16 protein-coding genes and 1 pseudogene are annotated in these 17,794 nt (G+C 40.4%); 4 read left to right on the top strand and 13 right to left on the bottom strand.

Annotated elements, in window-relative coordinates:
• Positions 1-5 precede the first annotated feature (5 nt).
• The 8 genes from HT722_RS00165 to HT722_RS00130 form a co-directional block, all read right to left on the bottom strand.
• Entirely contained in the window at positions 6-461 is a 456-nt protein-coding gene (locus HT722_RS00165; protein WP_173276960.1) for an NUDIX hydrolase, read from the bottom strand.
• Between the two features lie 140 nt (positions 462-601).
• The gene (gene mnmA / locus HT722_RS00160; RefSeq protein WP_173276959.1) at positions 602-1,723 is read right to left on the bottom strand and encodes a tRNA 2-thiouridine(34) synthase MnmA; all 1,122 of its coding nucleotides are present in this window, start codon (positions 1,721-1,723) and stop codon (positions 602-604) included.
• Positions 1,724-2,145: 422 nt separating this feature from the next.
• Positions 2,146-3,540, bottom strand: a complete 1,395-nt coding sequence (gene argH / locus HT722_RS00155) for an argininosuccinate lyase (RefSeq protein WP_173276958.1) — start codon at positions 3,538-3,540, stop codon at positions 2,146-2,148.
• A gap of 28 nt (positions 3,541-3,568) precedes the next feature.
• Positions 3,569-4,765 (bottom strand): argininosuccinate synthase, encoded by a 1,197-nt coding sequence (locus HT722_RS00150; protein ID WP_138703219.1) that lies wholly within the window; start codon positions 4,763-4,765, stop codon positions 3,569-3,571.
• A 16-nt stretch (positions 4,766-4,781) separates the two neighbouring features.
• Positions 4,782-5,588, bottom strand: coding sequence for an ABC transporter substrate-binding protein (locus HT722_RS00145; RefSeq protein WP_001038480.1), 807 nt, complete (start codon positions 5,586-5,588; stop codon positions 4,782-4,784).
• A gap of 206 nt (positions 5,589-5,794) precedes the next feature.
• Positions 5,795-6,436, bottom strand: coding sequence for an ABC transporter ATP-binding protein (locus tag HT722_RS00140; protein WP_173276957.1), 642 nt, complete (start codon positions 6,434-6,436; stop codon positions 5,795-5,797).
• Positions 6,433-8,541, bottom strand: coding sequence for a bacteriocin-associated integral membrane family protein (locus HT722_RS00135; RefSeq protein WP_173276956.1), 2,109 nt, complete (start codon positions 8,539-8,541; stop codon positions 6,433-6,435). The genes HT722_RS00140 and HT722_RS00135 overlap by 4 nt, the downstream gene beginning before the upstream one ends.
• 54 nt (positions 8,542-8,595) lie before the next feature.
• Positions 8,596-8,880 carry a lactococcin 972 family bacteriocin gene (locus tag HT722_RS00130; protein ID WP_173276955.1) on the bottom strand — a complete coding sequence of 95 codons (285 nt, stop codon included), beginning with the start codon at positions 8,878-8,880 and terminating at the stop codon, positions 8,596-8,598.
• Positions 8,881-9,252: 372 nt separating this feature from the next.
• On the opposite strand from HT722_RS00130, the gene HT722_RS00125 reads away from it, so the two are divergent.
• Positions 9,253-10,119 carry a helix-turn-helix transcriptional regulator gene (locus HT722_RS00125; RefSeq protein WP_173276954.1) on the top strand — a complete coding sequence of 289 codons (867 nt, stop codon included), beginning with the start codon at positions 9,253-9,255 and terminating at the stop codon, positions 10,117-10,119.
• A gap of 21 nt (positions 10,120-10,140) precedes the next feature.
• On the opposite strand, the gene HT722_RS00120 is transcribed toward HT722_RS00125, so the two are convergent.
• Positions 10,141-10,764, bottom strand: a complete 624-nt coding sequence (locus HT722_RS00120; protein ID WP_173276953.1) for a LysM domain-containing protein — start codon at positions 10,762-10,764, stop codon at positions 10,141-10,143.
• Positions 10,765-11,004: 240 nt separating this feature from the next.
• On the opposite strand from HT722_RS00120, the gene sdaAB reads away from it, so the two are divergent.
• The 3 genes from sdaAB to HT722_RS00105 are packed head-to-tail and all read left to right on the top strand — an operon-like array spanning position 11,005 to position 13,211.
• Positions 11,005-11,676, top strand: coding sequence for an L-serine ammonia-lyase, iron-sulfur-dependent subunit beta (sdaAB, locus tag HT722_RS00115; protein WP_000838912.1), 672 nt, complete (start codon positions 11,005-11,007; stop codon positions 11,674-11,676).
• Between the two features lie 8 nt (positions 11,677-11,684).
• Positions 11,685-12,557: an L-serine ammonia-lyase, iron-sulfur-dependent, subunit alpha gene (gene sdaAA / locus HT722_RS00110; protein WP_173276952.1), complete on the top strand. Its 873-nt coding sequence runs from the start codon at positions 11,685-11,687 to the stop codon at positions 12,555-12,557.
• A 21-nt stretch (positions 12,558-12,578) separates the two neighbouring features.
• Complete coding sequence (locus HT722_RS00105) at positions 12,579-13,211, top strand: HAD family hydrolase (RefSeq protein WP_173276951.1); 633 nt, start codon at positions 12,579-12,581, stop codon at positions 13,209-13,211.
• Positions 13,212-13,456: 245 nt separating this feature from the next.
• Here HT722_RS00105 and HT722_RS00100 read toward each other — a convergent pair.
• From HT722_RS00100 to HT722_RS10700, 4 genes and pseudogenes are all read right to left on the bottom strand, one after another.
• Positions 13,457-14,805 (bottom strand): IS3 family transposase gene (locus tag HT722_RS00100; protein WP_173276950.1). Its coding sequence is split into 2 segments (ribosomal slippage): positions 13,457-14,364 and positions 14,364-14,805, totalling 1,350 coding nucleotides; the frame shifts between segments, so codons are not numbered across the junction.
• A gap of 88 nt (positions 14,806-14,893) precedes the next feature.
• Positions 14,894-16,744: a nucleoside-diphosphate sugar epimerase/dehydratase gene (locus tag HT722_RS00095; RefSeq protein ID WP_173276949.1), complete on the bottom strand. Its 1,851-nt coding sequence runs from the start codon at positions 16,742-16,744 to the stop codon at positions 14,894-14,896.
• Between the two features lie 85 nt (positions 16,745-16,829).
• Complete coding sequence (locus HT722_RS00090; protein WP_188110331.1) at positions 16,830-17,630, bottom strand: glycosyltransferase; 801 nt, start codon at positions 17,628-17,630, stop codon at positions 16,830-16,832.
• Positions 17,610-17,757, bottom strand: a pseudogene (locus HT722_RS10700) (glycosyltransferase family 2 protein); the annotation flags it as partial. The pseudogene HT722_RS10700 and the gene HT722_RS00090, both read right to left, overlap by 21 nt.
• Positions 17,758-17,794: the final 37 nt, after the last annotated feature.

Below are 17,794 nucleotides of genomic sequence, written 5' to 3'. Positions count from 1 at the left end.
CTCTCCTATTCCTCAAGATGAATGTGTCTTAGTTGGCCGTCCCAATCTGGCAGGGCTATTTTTAAAAAGGCTGGAACTAGATTGATACCCTCAAGCTTGTCTATGTCAATCCATTCACAGGGCTGCCTTTTCTCATCTTCCTGCATGGTCAATGGGGCATCTTCAAGCAAATCCACCAGATAATGAAACTCGATATTGTGATAGGAAACACCGTCCTGTTCAAAACGATTTTCAACTACGAAAGCTAGCTGTCCAGCTTGAGCTTTTACACCCAGTTCTTCCCTCACTTCACGGACTACCGCGTCTTCCGTGCTTTCATTGACTTGAATCGCACCGCCGATAGTGTAATACTTACCCTTATCTTTGGTGACTAGAAGCTTGCGATTTTGGACAATCAAGGCTGTCGCCCGAACACCAAAAACCGTATTGTCTACTTTTGTCCGAAAGTCTTGTTGAGTCATTCTTGTCCTTTCCCTTAAACGATACAAAAACAGTCAAAACTCCAAAGAAGTGCAGGACAAAAAAGCCTGCAACATCCATGAGCTTTGACCATCATTTCTATTGCTGTTATTATTGTAGCAAATTGAGAAAATTTGTCAATCTAAATGTACTGACAAACTTGTCCATCGCGGTAGGCATTGTCAATCAAACCACCACCTAGACACTCTTCACCATCGTAAAAGACAACTGCCTGTCCTGGTGTAATCGCGCGTTGCGGTTCTGCAAAGATGACCTCTGCCTTGTCTCCTTTGACATGGACGATCACCTTAGAATCAGGCTGACGGTAGCGGAATTTAGCTGTGCATTCGAGCGTAAATTCCTCTGGCATCTCACGAGTAAAGTGGACTTGGCTAGCCTCTAGGCTGGTTGACATGAGCGAATCATGGTAGAATCCTTGTCCGACATAGAGGATATTCTTGCTTAGGTCTTTTCCAACAACGAACCAAGGAGCATTGTCACCGCCGTGTTGTCCACCGATACCAAGTCCGCCACGCTGACCAATCGTATAGTACATAAGCCCTGCATGCTCGCCCATATCGCGACCATCTACAGTCATCATGCGACCAGGTTGAGCTGGCAGGTAGTTGCTGAGAAAGTTTTTAAAGTTCTTTTCTCCGATAAAACAAATCCCTGTCGAGTCTTTCTTCTTGGCAGTCGCAAGGCCTGCTTCTTCTGCGAGTCTGCGAACTTCAGGCTTTTCTAAATGTCCCAGTGGGAACATGGTTTTTTGAAGTTGTTCTTGCGAAAGCTGGCTGAGGAAATAGGTTTGGTCCTTGCCATTGTCCACGCCACGAAGCATGTGAACGATGCCATCCTCATCACGCGCCACTCGGGCATAATGCCCAGTCGCAACATAATCTGCACCCAAAGTCATGGCATAGTCCAAAAAGGCCTTGAATTTGATTTCCTTGTTGCACATAACATCTGGATTTGGCGTGCGTCCTGCACGGTATTCCGCTAGGAAATACTCAAAAACGCGGTCCCAGTACTCTTTTTCAAAATTGACAGAGTAGTAAGGAATGCCAATCTGGTCTGCCACAGCAGCCACATCCTTGTAATCTTCGGTCGCCGTACAGACGCCGTTTTCATCTGTGTCGTCCCAGTTCTTCATGAAGATACCGATCACATCGTAGCCCTGCTCCTTGAGAAGAAGAGCCGTCACCGACGAATCGACACCACCACTCATCCCCACAACAACACGTGTTTTAGAGTTATCACTCATGGTAAGTCTCCCATCTATTCGTTTATTTATACCCCTCAAAATTCTATTTACTATGACTTTCAATAGAATTTATTTGAGTACAGTCATTTCGTTTGCTTTTAGTAGTAAAATGGTCTGGAGACCATTTTAGCCTATCATCTTAAAATGGAAATATGATAGGCAACGAGTCGCAGGCATAACTTGAGTTCGCTCAATTAGTCTGGGAGACTGATTGAGGTTATAAATCAGACAAGCTCAGCTTGCATCTCATTTCGAGTTAACGACGTAATAAAAGATAAACGAAATGACTAGTTCACGATTGAAGGTCGTGTGTGCTTTAACGATTGAAGGTCGCTTGAGCAGTATTCATTATAACATGCTTGGTTGGAGAAGACAAGAAAGAGGCTGTCAATCGACCAACCTCTTATTCTAAACCTATCAATCTAGCACTTTTTAGCTTCATTCGCTTTCTTAGCAACTGCAATCTGGTATTTCACTTGGTCAAACCCTGTACCCCCCAAGGAATTTCGTCTTTGAACAGCAGTTTTAGGTTGCAAGTAGACATAAATATCCTCGGTAATGAGGGAATGATAGGTTTGTAATTCCTCCAAAGTCCAATCTTGAATATTTTTAGCAGACTTGATAGAGTCTAACACTAATCTTCCTACAACCTCATGAGCTTCTCTAAATGGCAAGCCTTTCCCTGCCAAATAATCTGCCAACTCAGTCGCATTTGAAAAGTCCTTCTCTGTAGACTCTTGCATTTTTTCCTTGTTTACCTGCAAACTAGATAACATACCTGCCAATACATCGAGGGAATTTAAAATCGTTTCGACCGTGTCAAACATTCCTTCCTTATCCTCTTGCAGATCCTTATTATAAGCTAAAGGCAAGGACTTCATGACTGTCAACAGTCCAAACAGATTCCCATAGACTCTACCAGTCTTTCCTCGAATCAACTCAGCCATATCTGGATTTTTCTTTTGGGGCATAATAGAGGAACCTGTTGTAAACGTATCCGACAAGGTAATGAATTGGTACTCAAAACTACACCAATTGATCATTTCTTCACAAAAACGGCTCATGTGCATCATGAGTATGCTGGCATTTGATAGAAATTCTAAGATAAAATCGCGGTCACTAACAGCATCCAAAGAATTTGTATAAGGTTGCTTAAACTCTAACAAATCGCTAGACAATTGGCGATCAATGGGGAAAGTCGTTCCTGCCAGAGCTGCCGCACCTAGAGGGCATAGGTCTGTATGCTTCTGGTTAAATTCAAAACGTTCACTGTCTCTTTGAAACATATTGTAGTAAGCCATCAGGTGGTGGGCAAAACTAATAGGCTGGGCATGTTGCAGATGGGTATAGCCTGGCATGATCGTCTCCACATGATTTTCCGCCAAGTCTAATAAAACACCTTTGAGATGAGCTAGTTTATCTAGGACATGACCTAGTTGCTCCTTGAGATACAAGTGCATATCTGTCGCAACTTGGTCATTTCGAGAACGAGCTGTATGTAGCTTCCCTGCAAGGGGACCAATTTTTTCTGTCAGTAACACTTCCATATTCATATGAATATCTTCGTTTCCGATATCAAAGTCAAGTTGGCCTGCCTCTAGCTCTTCTAAAAGCTCTTTCAACCCTTCTTGAATCTTTTCTGACTCATTCAAACTCAAAATGCCCGTCTGACCCAACATCTGAACGTGGGCTAAAGAACCAATCACATCAAATTTAGCTAATTTCTGGTCAAAAGATATACTCGCACCAAAGCGCTCTACCCAGTCTTCGACAGTACCTTCAAAGCGACCACCCCATAATTTTGTATTCTTAGCCATATCACATCCACCTCTCTAGTCAATCGTCCTATTTGGCGCTTTTTTGAACCTCAGAATGAACCTTGGTTGGAAGTCCCCACAACTTAATAAAGCCAACAGCTGCATCTTGGTCAAAGGTATCTGCACTGGTATACGTCGCCAAATTTTCATCGTAAAGAGAATTTGGTGATTTCCGAGCCACGACCTGAGCACTTCCCTTATAGAGTTTGACTTTTGCAGTCCCATTGACAACTTTTTGAGTCTCTTTAATATAAGCAATCAAGGCTTGTGTAGCCGGACTAAACCACAAAGCATTATAAATGAGATTTGATAATTCATTTTCTATGATTGGTTTAAAATGAGCCACTTCTCTCACAAGCGTCAAGTCCTCAATTTCCTTATGAGCTGTCAGCAAGGTCACTGCCCCTGGACACTCATAGATTTCTCTTGATTTAATCCCAACCAAACGATTTTCCACGTGGTCAATCCGTCCGACCCCATGTTTTCCAGCTATTTCATTGAGTTTTTGAATCAAATCTGCCAATTTTAGCACTTCTCCATTGAGAGAAACTGGAACACCTTCACTAAACTCAATTTCAATGTATTCTGGCGTATCTGGAGCTTGCTCTGGAGAAGTTGTGATGCCAAAGGCTTCTTCTGGAGCCTGATTCCATGGATTTTCCAAAACACCACACTCATTAGCACGTCCCCAAAGATTTTGGTCAACAGAGTAGGGATTGTCAAGGTCAGCAGGAACAGGTACTCCATTTTCCTTAGCATAATGAATTTCTTCCTCCCGAGACCATTTCCATTCACGAACTGGCGCAATCACTTTTAAATTGGGATCCAAGGCTGCAATCGATACTTCAAAACGTACTTGGTCATTCCCCTTACCTGTACAACCATGAGCAATTGTAGTCGCTCCTGTCTGATGCGCTATTTCAACCAATTTTTTAGAAATAAGAGGGCGGCTCAAGGCAGATACCAAGGGGTACTTTTGTTCATAGTAGGCATGTGACTGGAGAGCTACTAGCACATAATCTGTAGCAAATTCGTCCTTGACATCAATGACATAAGATTCGACTGCCCCAACCTTGAGAGCCTTATCATGGATGAAATCTAAGTCTTTCCCTTCACCCACATCCATACAAACTGCAACAACATCATAGTCTTTCTTCAGCCAGGTAATAGCAACTGATGTGTCTAAACCGCCAGAATAGGCCAAAATTACTTTTTCTTTACTCATATTCTTTTCCTTCTTTCTATTTTTCAATGGACGCTTTAAAGGCATCCTCAATGAGTTTGTCTAATTCTCCAGACTCCTTCAACTTTTGAATGGTTTTATCGACTGCCTCTTTTAATTCCTTGCTATCTTTTTTCATGGCGACCGCGTAGGAATCATCTTGCTCTTTTTCAAAATTGAGGTCTGCGATTGCTAAATCAGGATTATTTTCCACAAATCCCTTGGCAACTGGTTCTTCAAAGATAACGGCATCCACTTGTCCTGATTTTAAATCTGTAATTAAATTCCCATTTTTAGGCAGAGATACGAGGGATGAATTTTGTAGCAAATCTTTCGCCATCGTCTCTTGAATCGAACCTTTCTGCGCTCCGACCTTTTTCTGCGCCAAGTCGTTGACAGACTGATAAGTGGCTAAATCAGATTTTTTGACAATGAGCTTATTTTTTGAAGTATAGTAGGGAGTTGAAAAGTCAAACACCTTGCTCCGTTCATCTGTCTTAGAAACACCAGATATGGCAAGATCGGCTTTTCCTGATTGAACACTAGCCAGTACATTGTCAAAACTCATGGGTGATAGTTCCAATTCGACACCTAGTTCTGTTGCGATAGCCTTGGCTAATTCAATATCTGAACCCACAATCTGATTTTTCCCATCAACCACTTTTTGGTATTCAAATGGAGCAAAATCTGGATTGAGGGCTACAACCAATTTTCCTTTGGACTTGATAGCTTCAATTCCAGCCGATTGATTGTTACTACAAGCAAATAGTAGGGGGAGCATCACTAAACCAAACATCGTCATCAACACCTTCTTCATCTTATTCATAACAAAGCCTCCTTTATGTTTATTCTTTTTGGTTGTATAAATAATACTCCTATCCTCATCGTTTGTCAAGCCTAAATTGAAAAATTTTTCAATTTGAAACAAAAAAACCTAGAAATACTACATAAAAATGTCATTCCTAGGCGTATTTATGCTATTTATCTTTGGAAAACATGAGTATTCAGTCAGTTAAAATGAGCTGAACGGACTCATTCCCCCTCGCCCAATTCAATGATCCGATGACATTGTTGGGCTACATAAGCATCGTGGGTCACAATAATAACTGTTTTCCCCTCGCGATTCATCTCTAAGAGAAACTTCAAGACCAAATCTCTATTTTCAGGATCCAGCGAACCTGTTGGTTCATCGGCTAAAATCAGCTGACTGGGTTTTAAGATAGCTCTAGCAACTGCAATTCGTTGTTGCTCCCCACCAGATAACTCGGAAACCTTTTGATGCAACGTAGCTGACAAACCTACTCTCTCTAAAATCTCTTCCACCTTTTTGAGCTTGTCTTTCTTGGACAATTTCACATATTTCAGCGCCAGCATGAGATTGTACTCGACCGTTTCATCATCAATCAGGGCAAAATTTTGAAACAGATAAGAGATATGTTCACGGATTATTGTTTGCGACTTGGCAGAATTGACCGCTAGATTTGTCTGGTCAAAAATCTCATACCGTCCGCTATAATCACCATCTATCAAACCCAATAAATTTAACAAGGTCGACTTACCACTACCACTTTTGCCAACAATGGCTACCAAATCCCCCTGATCAATCCTGAGAGATAAGTTATCCAAAATCACTTTTCCCCCAATGGTTTTGGTAATATTTTCCAACTCAATCATAAGATGCCCCCTTTCAATAACTCTACTAGACTTCTTTTCTCCATCCTAGAAGCCAAGGCTAGCACAAATAGTATATCCAAACATGTAAAGCCTGCAAACAGCAGGAGTGGCAAGAGCGCATGGGCAAAGAAAATCAAGACTAGAAGAGGCAGACTATAGCCCAGCAAGAGCAGAACGAGGAGAGGACGGTAGCGATCGACCAGTTTCCACCCCATAAACTTCTTGGTAATAATATCCCTGCGCTTCAACAAGAAAGTAGTAACGAGTAAAAAGTAGGAGACAATCATACTGAGAAGAGCAAATAAGGCAAAAAGAACGTTAAAATTACGAACAGAATCCCGATAGGTATCAACTATCCCCTCTTGAATTGCTTGAATCGATGAAAATTTTAAATAGCTACCATCAGATAAGTTATCGACTAACTCTGTAATCACTTTTTGATTTTGTTCTGTATTTTCAATTTTCATCGGATTATTTAAGCCAGTTGTTGACAGGGAGGCTTTCTCATCCCACATCATATCAGAATCATTGACCAAGCTAATAATTGGATTGGAGAGATTTTCCTTTCGCTTATCACTATATGGGAAAAATGACCAATCTCCTTCATAATAGGCAATCTCGACATCCATCTCCTCTATCGTTCGTTTTTGCTGCTCTTCATACTTCATCGAATGAAAGGCAATTAACTTCCCCAAGAGCTGATTTTTATCTTCTTCACCTTTCGTACTTGCTGGCATCAAAATAACTTTTTTAATACCGGTATCTGGTAGCTTGAATCCCTTGCTCTTTAGAAAATTGCGATTGGCATAGTAAACATCCACCGTATCTGTTAACTGATATTGCTGAATCTGTTCTGATTGGACAAAATTTTTTACAGGAAGACTGCTACTCTGCACATAGCCCGCCTGCGTTTTTTCTACCAAATCCTGATAAAATCGATAGAAATAATCCAATGCCTTCCCTGAGCCTGCTAGCTCTTCTTGCCACAGATTATCATTGAGTTTGAAGGTTTCTAAGGTCAGGTAATTGCCTTGGCTTACCCACTGTTGCTGATAAGCAAGTTCTTTGTTTTCTTGTTCTAGACTTCTGCCCACCCCAATCAGTAAGGCTGTCAGTAAAATAGTTGTCCCTATTTTCATCACATAATTGAAGATGAGACCAAGTTTGACAGATGAAAAACCTTTCAACATGGAACTGACTGTCATTTTCTGAATCATCAGGTAGGTCAGCCAACTGATGAACAAATACAACTGTAAAAGCAGAAATTGGGATAAGAGTAAACTTGGGAACAGAAGTTTTGGTCTGTAGTCCAGCACTAAAAATAGTCCCAAGTCAATGATAAGACTTCCACCCAAGAGAAGATAAAAATTAGTCTTTACAAAACCAGCTAAAATCGCTCTACTTTGGAAACCAAGTAACTTTTGAACCCCCACTCGTTTCATCTCCATCATCGGCTGATAAACTGTCATTAAAATCACAAGCAAGATTGCCAAGATAAAGATAATGATAGATAGTAACAACTCTTGATTTAGCACTCCAACCTGACTTCGGTAAGTGGGTTCTAATAAAATCGTCTTATCTATCTGGAAAAAATCACTCCACTTTTGTAGAATGGTATCGCGATCTATCTCTTTGCTGGAGGTAATCATGTAGCGCCCATTTACAGTATGGGATTTATCCTCAATATAGGATTGGAAGGTCTGGAGTCGAATGAGTTTCACCTTTAAAAAGGTGGGAATGGTTCCTAGATTATTGGGAAGATCCTGGTTGCTGTAGACCCCCTTCTCATTCTTTGAAAAATCAAGAGAAGTCAGACCGAACTCCTGATAGGGGAAGGTTTCCTTATTAAAAACACCAGCCTTGACGGCTTCATCGCCATTATCTACTTTGATAATAGAGACCTTGTCTTGATTTGCAACCTCTTCAAAAAATTGGAGAATCGTTTCTGTCGGTTTAGTGACATCTTTCAAGTACAAGTCAAATGAATAGGTTGTCTTGCCCATCTCCTGAATCCGCACTATTTCACGTGTAACATTTACATTCAGGACAAAAAACGTAGTACACAGCAAGAGCAGGAGCATACAAAGATGACTGATTTTTTTCATAGAGATACCTCCCGTGAAGAAACTCCCTCTCCAAAAGGGGAGGGAGAGTTTTAATTAAAATCCATAGAAATATTCCATTCCCGTTGGTGGGAATTTGATGATTGAAGCCCGAGCCCATACCTCAGCATCTGCACGATCTTTAGAGATTTTACTTCCATCTTTAACAGTTGCTGTATGAGATCGAGTAGAATGTAAATAATCAGAATATCCAAAAGTTCCTGTCCAACCTACTCCATAGTTCCATTGACCACCATCAACCCATACTGCTAAAGCATTTGTAGTAGCAAGTATACTACATACCATTAAAGATGCAACACCAATTTTAACTAATTTTCTCATGATTTATTTCTCCTATTATCGAGAGCTGTTCCGTAAAAACAGCTATAGTAATTTATCAACAAGTATCGTAGTCCATTGGACTCACCTTCCTTTCTTTTACTTAATCAAAATTTTATAAGAGCCATCCCCAAGGGAAGAAAATAGCCATCCATAACATAAATAACAACAGACGATATACTTTTTTATACATTTGATACCTCCTTAGTACTTCATCATCTTGATTGTAAAATACAATATACCTTGTCGTAAAATTTGTTAACCTTTTTCACAAATTTATTTTAGATTTCTTTTCTACTTTTTATATTACTATGATACAATATTTTTAATCAGTTTCAATTTATTGTTAACTTTTTTCACGAAAAGGAGGAAATCATGCGCTACGATTTTGGAAATGTTTATAAAGAAATACGTGAGTCAAAAGGTTTGACCCAAGAAGAGGTCTGTGGAAATGTTCTCTCAAGAACCAGCCTATCAAAGATTGAAAGTGGTAAGGCAACTCCTAAATATGAAAATATGGAGTTTCTTCTCCGTCAAATCAATATGAGTTTTGAAGAGTTTGACTATATTTGCCATCTCTACCACCCAAGTGAACGATCAACTATCATGCAGACTTTTCTAAAAATGGCTTCTATTAGTGGTACGAGCGACTTAAGTAAATTACTCAAAAAATGTCAACATTATCTAAAAACACATCATGATTTCCCCATCCAGCAGTTACAAGATATGCTCGAAATCGTTATCTACATCCGTGAAAATAGGATAGAAAAATTGTCAAGTAAGGTTGACAACATTGTAAATAGATTATGGGATAAGATTGAGAAACAAGATACTTGGTATGAGAGCGACCTCAAAGTCCTTAATACCATTCTCTTTGCTTTTCCTATAGAGTATATTCATCAGATTACCGGAAAAATTCTCGAACGACTAGAGGTTTATAAACACTATAGTTCTATCTTTCAGCTTCGTATGATGTTACTTCTGAATCTCTCAACTCTTTATCTTTACAATGGTGATAAGTTGCTTTGCAAACAGCTTTGCTACACTCTCTTAGAGGAGGCAAAAGCAAGCAAACAGTATGATACACTTGCGTTTGCCTATATTCGTATCGGCATTTGTGCTAATGATGCTCAGTTAATAGAGAATGGACTCTCCTTAGCTAAACTAGTAGAAGATGAACACTTACTAACAGAGCTAGAGCGTGAAGTTAACATCTTTGTAAACAAAAAAGAAAGCCATTGAGACTTCCTTTTCTATATTTTCTTAATACCAGCCATTGTTAAGCCAGAAGTTTTTAGCGGCTGTCCATGAACCGTAACGTCCTGCAACGTAGGCATCTGCTACACGTTCTTGGTTTTCAGCTGAGTAGTCACCGTTCAAGTATGAATCTGTCAATTGGTAACGTCCGATATAACGTCCGTTTGTAGCTGTGTAGCTACCGCCTGATTCTTTTTGAGCGATCCATTCTTTGGCTTCTGCTTCAGATCCGCTTACAGTTGAAGCAACTGTTTCTTCTGCTACTGCTTCGCTTGCTACTGGAGTTTCTTCCACTACTTCTGTAGTTTCTGTCACTGGAGCTGAAACAGCCTCATCTTGAGCAGCTGGTGCCGCATAAGTAGCTGGCGCTGGTGTTGTAGCAGGCGCTACAGGGCCATCGATAACCAACTCTTGACCAACATAAATCAAATGAATGTTATCAATGTGGTTGTTTTCTGCCAATTTTTCAACAGTTGTGTTATGAGTTTCAGCGATTTCTGAAAGTGTATCACCTTCTTTAACAGTGTAAGTTGATGATTCTTGAGCAGATACAAATGATGGAGCAAATACTGCAAACAAGGCAGCTACTCCTGCAAGAGTTGTTTTAATCTTTTTAGTTGTTGATTTCATATTTGAAAATTCTCCTTCTTTCTATAGTTCTATGATACCCTTTAAATGTTACTGTTTCTTGACACTTTTATGTAGAAATATTACAAAATTATTTTTTATTTCCCTAAATAAGGTCTTTTTTGTCATAAAAGATACTATTTTTATGCTATTTGTAGTGTAAAAAGGTTTTCATCCACAATTAAAGCCAAGACCCTCATTCTTTGATATAATAGAGATAAGAATTTTTATAAGGGGAAACTGATGAAATCACTTCGTTTTCAATCTGTCTTTGATATCATCGGACCAGTTATGATTGGCCCATCTAGTAGCCATACCGCTGGCGCTGTTCGTATTGGGAAGATTGTCTCTTCTATTTTTGATGATACTCCGACAGAAGTCGAATTCCAACTATTTAACTCATTTGCCAAAACCTATCGTGGTCACGGAACAGACCTAGCCCTTGTTGCAGGCATTTTGGGCATGGATACAGATGATCCTGAAATCCCAAACAGTCTGGAGATTGCCCACAAGCGTGGCATTAAGATTGTCTGGACCATTCAGAAAGACAGTAATGCTCCTCATCCAAACACCACTAAAATTACCGTCAAAAATGCTCACAAGACCATCAGCGTGACTGGTATTTCTATAGGTGGAGGAAATATTCAGGTAACCGAACTCAATGGCTTTGCCGTCTCTCTCAATATGAATACACCGACTATCATCATTGTTCATCAAGATATTCCAGGTATGATTGCCCTCGTAACAGAGGCTCTTTCTCGCTATGGTATCAATATCGCCCAGATGAATGTCACTCGTGAAAAAGCTGGTGAAAAAGCCATTATGATTATCGAAGTTGACAGTCGCAACTGTGATGAGGCCATCGAAGAAATTCGAAAAATCCCTCATCTCCACAATGTCAATTTCTTTAAATAGGAGGAAGCATGTTTTATTCTATCAAAGAATTGGTCGAGCAGGCAGAACTAGACTTTCAAGGAAATGTCGCAGAACTCATGATTACAACAGAGTTTGAATTGACCGGTCGCGAACGTGAAGAAGTCTTCCTTCTCATGGAACGCAATCTGGAAGTCATGAAAGCCTCTGTCCAACTTGGTCTCAATGAAAATAAATCTCGTAGTGGCCTGACAGGTGGAGATGCTGCCAAATTGGATCACTACATCGAAAACGGAAAAACTCTGTCAGATTATACGATTCTCTCGGCTGCCCGAAATGCCATCGCAGTCAATGAACACAATGCCAAAATGGGCTTGGTTTGTGCCACTCCAACCGCTGGAAGTGCTGGCTGTCTGCCATCCGTTCTCACTGCTGCTATTGAAAAATTAGACCTCAGCCATGAGCAACAACTGGATTTTCTCTTTGCTGCTGGTGCCTTTGGACTAGTCATCGCAAACAATGCCTCTATCTCAGGTGCTGAAGGTGGCTGTCAGGCCGAGGTTGGTTCGGCCTCTGCTATGAGCGCTGCCGCCTTGACTCTGGCTGCCGGTGGAAAACCCTATCAAGCCAGTCAAGCTATTGCCTTTGTCATTAAAAACATGCTGGGCCTCATCTGTGACCCTGTGGCCGGTTTGGTCGAAGTTCCCTGTGTCAAACGTAATGCCATGGGAGCTAGCTTTGCTTTCATCGCAGCAGACATGGCCTTGGCAGGTATCGAATCTAAAATCCCTGTGGATGAAGTTATCGATGCCATGTACCAAGTGGGTTCAAGCATGCCAACTGCCTTTCGTGAAACAGCTGAAGGTGGACTCGCTACCACCCCAACTGGTCGTCGCCTCCAAAAAGAAATTTTCGGAGAATAAGCTTATCAAATAGGAGAAACTATGACCTCTATCTTAGCTATCTTTTTCGATCTGGATGGAACCCTCGTTGACAGTTCTATAGGGATTCACAATGCCTTTTCCCATACCTTTAAGGAGCTAGGAGTGCCTAGCCCTGATGCCAAAACGATTCGTGGTTTTATGGGACCACCTCTTGAAAGTAGTTTTGCGACCTGCCTGAACAAAGAACAAATTTCTGAGGCTGTGCAGATATACCGATCTTACTACAAGGAAAAAGGCATCTATGAAGCTCAACTTTTCCCTCAGATTGTAGACTTGCTTGAGAAGTTATCGAGCAATTACCCTCTTTATATCACCACTACAAAGAATACTCCAATCGCTCAAGACATGACTAAAAACTTGGGAATCTATCATTTCTTTGATGGCATTTATGGTTCCAGCCCTGAAGCACCCCATAAAGCAGATGTCATTCGCCAAGCCTTGCAGACACATCAACTAGCACCAGAACAAGCCATCATCATCGGAGATACCAAGTTTGATATGCTGGGAGCTCAAGAAACAGGCATTCAGAAATTGGCCGTCACTTGGGGATTTGGAGAGCAAGCAGATCTACTAAACTATCAACCTGATTATATCGCCCACAAACCCTTAGAGGTTTTGGCGTATTTTCAATAACATAGACTGGGTGACAACCCCATTTCAGAAGAAAATGAAGTAATACTCAATGAAAATCAAAGAGCAAACTAGGAAACTAGCTGCGGGCTGCTCAAAACACTGTTNNGAAGTCAGTAACATATACATACGGCAAGGCGACGTTGACGTGGTTTGAAGAGATTTTCGAAGAGTATAAGTCTCTACATAACAAAACGCATATTACCAAGGTTCTTATTGTACTGACCCCCAAAAGTTAGACAATTAATTTATCCGAAGGATTTAGTTCTGTATTGTACAGGGCTAAGTCCTTTTAGTTTTACCTTAATTCGTTTATTGTTGTAGTAATCAATATAGTCTACAATAGCTTGTTCCAATTGCTTAAGCGACTGAAATGACTTCTCATAACCATAAAACATCTCCGATTTCAGAATGCCAAAGAAGGACTCCATCATACCATTGTCTGGGCTGTTACCCTTACGTGACATGGATGCTTGAATTCCCTTACTCTCCAAAAATTGATGGTAAGATGCATGCTGGTATTGCCAGCCTTGGTCACTATGGAGAATCGTATTCTCGTAGTGCTTCTCTGTGAATGCCTGTTCCAACATTGTTTTTACTTGTTCTAAGTTGGGTGAAGTTGAAAGATTATAGGCGATAATTTCGCTATTAAAGCCATCTAAAACAGGTGATAAGTAAAGCTTTTGGGTACTTGCTGGAATGGCAAATTCTGTCACATCTGTGTAGCACTTTTCCATTGTTTTAGAGCCTTCAAATTGACGTTGAATGAGATTCTCTGCCTTCTTGCCAACATCTCCTTTATGAGAAGAATATTTTCGTTTCTGTCGCATTTTAGCTTGTAAATTGAGTACTTTCATCAAGCGTTGAACTCTTTTATGATTTACCAGATAACCACGATTTCTTAGTTCTAAATAAATCCGACGATAACCATAATTTCCCTTGTGTTCGATAAAAATGGATTGAATTTCAGCTTTAAGCTCTTGGTCCTTATCTGGTTTGTCTAGTTGTTTCAAGTGATAGTAGTAGGTCGAACGAGCTAGTTTAATGGCTTTTAGAAGAATATCTAACGAAAACTCAGTCATTAGTTCTTGAACAATTTCTGTCTTTCTTCTTTCTCTTTTTCCTCCTTCAATCGGAGTTCTCTTAACTTTTTTAGGATGGCATTCTCCGCTCTCAGGTACTCATTTTCTGCTTGAAAGCGTTCTAATTCTGTCCTCTCTTCAGGTCTCTTTTTTGGCTTACGTCCCATTTTAGGTACTCTCCCTCTTGTTTTCTCAACAATAGTATACCCGTTTTTCCTGTATTGTGCTAGCCAGTTAAGAAGTATCGTACGACTTGGGAGGCCGTATTCAAGAGAAACTCTATCTTTAGTCCAGCCTTCACGTAAGACTTTATCAATCATTTCTTGTTTTAAATCAGGAGAATAGTAACGATTTTTTCCTTTTTTGACGAACTCCATTCCGTAACGATCAATCAATTTAATCATGTACCTAATATTAGAATTGTTTATCCCAAATTTATTTGAAAGCTTCTCTAAGCTATATCCTTGTTTTCTAAGTTCATAGATCTGAACTTTATCATCATAAGTTAATTTCATAATAAAATACCCCAAAAGTTAGATTTTTTCTATCTAACTTTTGGGGTGCAGTTCATATGAACAACTTGATAATATGCGTTTTTCTTTTTTATTCAACGTGGGTTGTTTGATTGGCAAAGGCGATAATAGCTTGCTTCAACTCATCTCCACTAAGAGTGCGGAACTCTTCAATTTTTTGATTGATGGATTCTAAAGGCATGACATTAACCTTACCAACGAAAATCTTATCCATAACTTGGTTATCAACGAGTTCGGTTGATACTAAGAGTTCTTCGTAGAGTTTTTCACCTGGACGGATTCCAACTTCAACGATTGGAATTTCACTTTCGGTGTGTCCACTTAGAAGGACCATTTTCTTGGCCAAGTCATAAATCTTGACTGGTTTACCCATATCAAGGATAAAGACTTCTCCATCCTTGGCATAAGCACCAGCATGGATAACCAGACGGCTAGCTTCTGGAATAGTCATAAAGTAACGGGTCATGCGGAAGTCTGTGACCGTTACAGGACCACCTTCAGCAATCTGACGTTCAAAGACTGGAATCACACTACCACGGCTACCAAGAACATTCCCAAAACGAACTGCACAGTAGGTTGATTGGCTACGTTGGTTAAAACCAGTGACAATCAACTCCGCCACGCGCTTGGTTGCTCCCATAACATTTGGTGGATTTACCGCCTTATCTGTCGAAATCATAACCATCTTAGGTACTTTGGCTTCATCAACAGCCCTAGCAACATTGTAGGTTCCATGGATATTGTTTTTGAAGGCTTCTTTTGGATTGCGCTCCATCATAGGAACGTGCTTGTGGGCTGCCGCATGATAAACAATAGCTGGCTTGTACTGCTCAAAGACTTGCAACAAACGATCATAGTCTTGAATGTCGGCAATCACTGGTACATAATCAATCCCTTGGAATTTGCGAATCAATTCATGATAAACAAGGTAAATTGAATTTTCCCCATGACCGAGCAAAACAATGCGTTCAGGATTGAAACGGCTAACTTGGCGACAGATCTCAGAACCGATTGAACCACCAGCCCCTGTGACTAAGATGGTCTTACCTGTCAGTTCTGCGCCCAGACGCGATTCGTCAAGACGAATTTCCTGACGACCTAAAAGGTCCGTAATATCAATTTTTTGGAAGCCAGTAGCTGCTTGGTGAAGTCCTTGAACAACAGTTTCAACCTTAGGCATCTTGTAACATTTTACACCCAGCTTATTACACATCTGCAAGATACGCTCATATTCTGACGGGTCAAGCGACGGAATCGCAACGATAACACGCTCGATTTGATGGCGTTTAGCTAATTCAGGCAATTCATCATATGAACCCAAAACAGGAATCCCACCAAGTTTTTGGCCCTTTTTCTTAGAATCCTTATCCAAAATGCCGACAAGTTCCAAATCACTGGTTGGATGTTGGTAACTATCCATAAAGAGGGCCCCACCATCACCAGCACCAATCAAGAAGGTCCGACGGTGTTCTCCATCGCCACTGCCTTTTTTGCGTCTGGAGTAGATTAACTGCCAAGTAATCCGTGGCAATAAAATCAGGAAGGTACTCAACAAGATAAAGAGAATGATGAAACGGATGGAGAAGAGTGGCAAGAAGGCATAGCAGATACTATATGACAAGACGCTGCTGGCAGTCACACCAAAAAAGATTTTCATGAAATCCGTAATCTTGCTGTAACGACTAATACTCGCGTTCAAGCCCCAAAATGCAATCATCAATTGATAAAACAAGAAGGCCAAACTCGTATAGATAATGTAGTCAACAGGTGCTGGATTAATCAAGCCGTAAAATAAAATATAAGATACAATGATGGAAACCACCATACTGAAAATATCAAATATTCCCCAGAAAACCTGCTTTTGTTGTTTATTTAAAATTTCCACCAGATCAATCACATAATCTGTTAGTTTTTTATTCATAGAAATTTACTCCTCCTTAAAAGAGCTGGATAGTTATATTGTTATTATAACACTTTTTATCCAGTTTACGATTTGCTACAATCTTTTACTTGCTTTTTCGTAACAGTTTCATAAAAATAAACTGTCTGACAAATCCTGGACAAAGAGCAACAACCATCTGAATGGCAACACTCTTGGCATACTCCATGTAAGAAATTTGCCCTCGGTTCAGCATGCGCTGACGAGCTTGACGATAGAGTTTGAGGTAACGCAGTCCCCCACGACGCTCAAACATCCCTGCTCCGACACGAACCTGACACAAGATTTGATCCAGATTTCCAGTCTTAGCTCCTGCAGCAATCATGTTGAGCCAGAGGAGGTCATCCTCCATATAAAGACCATCCTCATAGTTGCCTGCCTTGAGAACCATGTCCTTCTTGAACATGACAGTCATGTGGTTAAAGGCACTTCTCATCCTTTGATAAGCTACAATCTCTGCATGTTGAGTTGGAACACGACGGTAAGAAACAATCTCATCAGGATTGTCAATAAATTCTGCAATGTGTCCACCTAATAGGTCGAGCTTGTCCTTCTCCATTAGCTGAACCTGTTTCTCAAAACGGTCTGGAACAGCTATATCATCCGTATCCATACGGGCAATAATATCATACTGACACCGCAAAACACCCTGTCGAAGAGCCAGACCCAAACCTTGATTCTGCTCAAGAGGATAGCGTTTCACTGGAATATCAGACTCAGCTTCAAGCTGGTCTAATACCTGATAGAGCTCAGGTGTCAAAGGCCCATCCTCAACCAGAACCAATTCGCTCGGTTTCAGGGTCTGATTTTGAACACTCTCAATAGCATCCTTTAAAAATGTCGGATTTTCCTTGATATAGACCGACATCAATACGCTGATTTTTTGCTTTTCAGACACAGTTTTTCTCCAATGTATAAATTTCCTTCCACTATTTTATCATAATTTTCAAGACTTTCCCATTTTTATCTTGAAAGCCAGAAACCTTACTTGACATTATAGTGAAAAAGCCTTAAAATAAGCTGTTATTAAAA

The sequence above is a fragment of the Streptococcus sp. 53 genome (genome assembly GCF_013276565.1).
In the GTDB taxonomy this organism is placed as follows: domain Bacteria; phylum Bacillota; class Bacilli; order Lactobacillales; family Streptococcaceae; genus Streptococcus.
The sequence above is the reverse complement of the archived record's forward strand: the minus strand, read 5'-3'. Positions and strand labels throughout refer to the sequence as shown.

Excerpts from the sequence above, each read along its gene's own strand:
- HT722_RS00090 (WP_188110331.1), bottom strand. The coding sequence starts at position 17,630 with ATGTCGGTCTATATCAAGGAAAATCCGACATTTTTAAAGGATGCTATT.
- HT722_RS00150 (WP_138703219.1), bottom strand. The coding sequence starts at position 4,765 with ATGAGTAAAGAAAAAGTAATTTTGGCCTATTCTGGCGGTTTAGACACA.
- HT722_RS00105 (WP_173276951.1), top strand. The coding sequence starts at position 12,579 with ATGACCTCTATCTTAGCTATCTTTTTCGATCTGGATGGAACCCTCGTT.
- HT722_RS00140 (WP_173276957.1), bottom strand. The coding sequence starts at position 6,436 with ATGATTGAGTTGGAAAATATTACCAAAACCATTGGGGGAAAAGTGATT.
- sdaAB (WP_000838912.1), top strand. The coding sequence starts at position 11,005 with ATGAAATCACTTCGTTTTCAATCTGTCTTTGATATCATCGGACCAGTT.
- HT722_RS00135 (WP_173276956.1), bottom strand. The coding sequence starts at position 8,541 with ATGAAAAAAATCAGTCATCTTTGTATGCTCCTGCTCTTGCTGTGTACT.
- mnmA (WP_173276959.1), bottom strand. The coding sequence starts at position 1,723 with ATGAGTGATAACTCTAAAACACGTGTTGTTGTGGGGATGAGTGGTGGT.
- HT722_RS00120 (WP_173276953.1), bottom strand. The coding sequence starts at position 10,764 with ATGAAATCAACAACTAAAAAGATTAAAACAACTCTTGCAGGAGTAGCT.
- argH (WP_173276958.1), bottom strand. The coding sequence starts at position 3,540 with ATGGCTAAGAATACAAAATTATGGGGTGGTCGCTTTGAAGGTACTGTC.
- HT722_RS00145 (WP_001038480.1), bottom strand. The coding sequence starts at position 5,588 with ATGAATAAGATGAAGAAGGTGTTGATGACGATGTTTGGTTTAGTGATG.
- HT722_RS00125 (WP_173276954.1), top strand. The coding sequence starts at position 9,253 with ATGCGCTACGATTTTGGAAATGTTTATAAAGAAATACGTGAGTCAAAA.
- HT722_RS00130 (WP_173276955.1), bottom strand. The coding sequence starts at position 8,880 with ATGAGAAAATTAGTTAAAATTGGTGTTGCATCTTTAATGGTATGTAGT.
- HT722_RS00165 (WP_173276960.1), bottom strand. The coding sequence starts at position 461 with ATGACTCAACAAGACTTTCGGACAAAAGTAGACAATACGGTTTTTGGT.
- HT722_RS00095 (WP_173276949.1), bottom strand. The coding sequence starts at position 16,744 with ATGAATAAAAAACTAACAGATTATGTGATTGATCTGGTGGAAATTTTA.
- sdaAA (WP_173276952.1), top strand. The coding sequence starts at position 11,685 with ATGTTTTATTCTATCAAAGAATTGGTCGAGCAGGCAGAACTAGACTTT.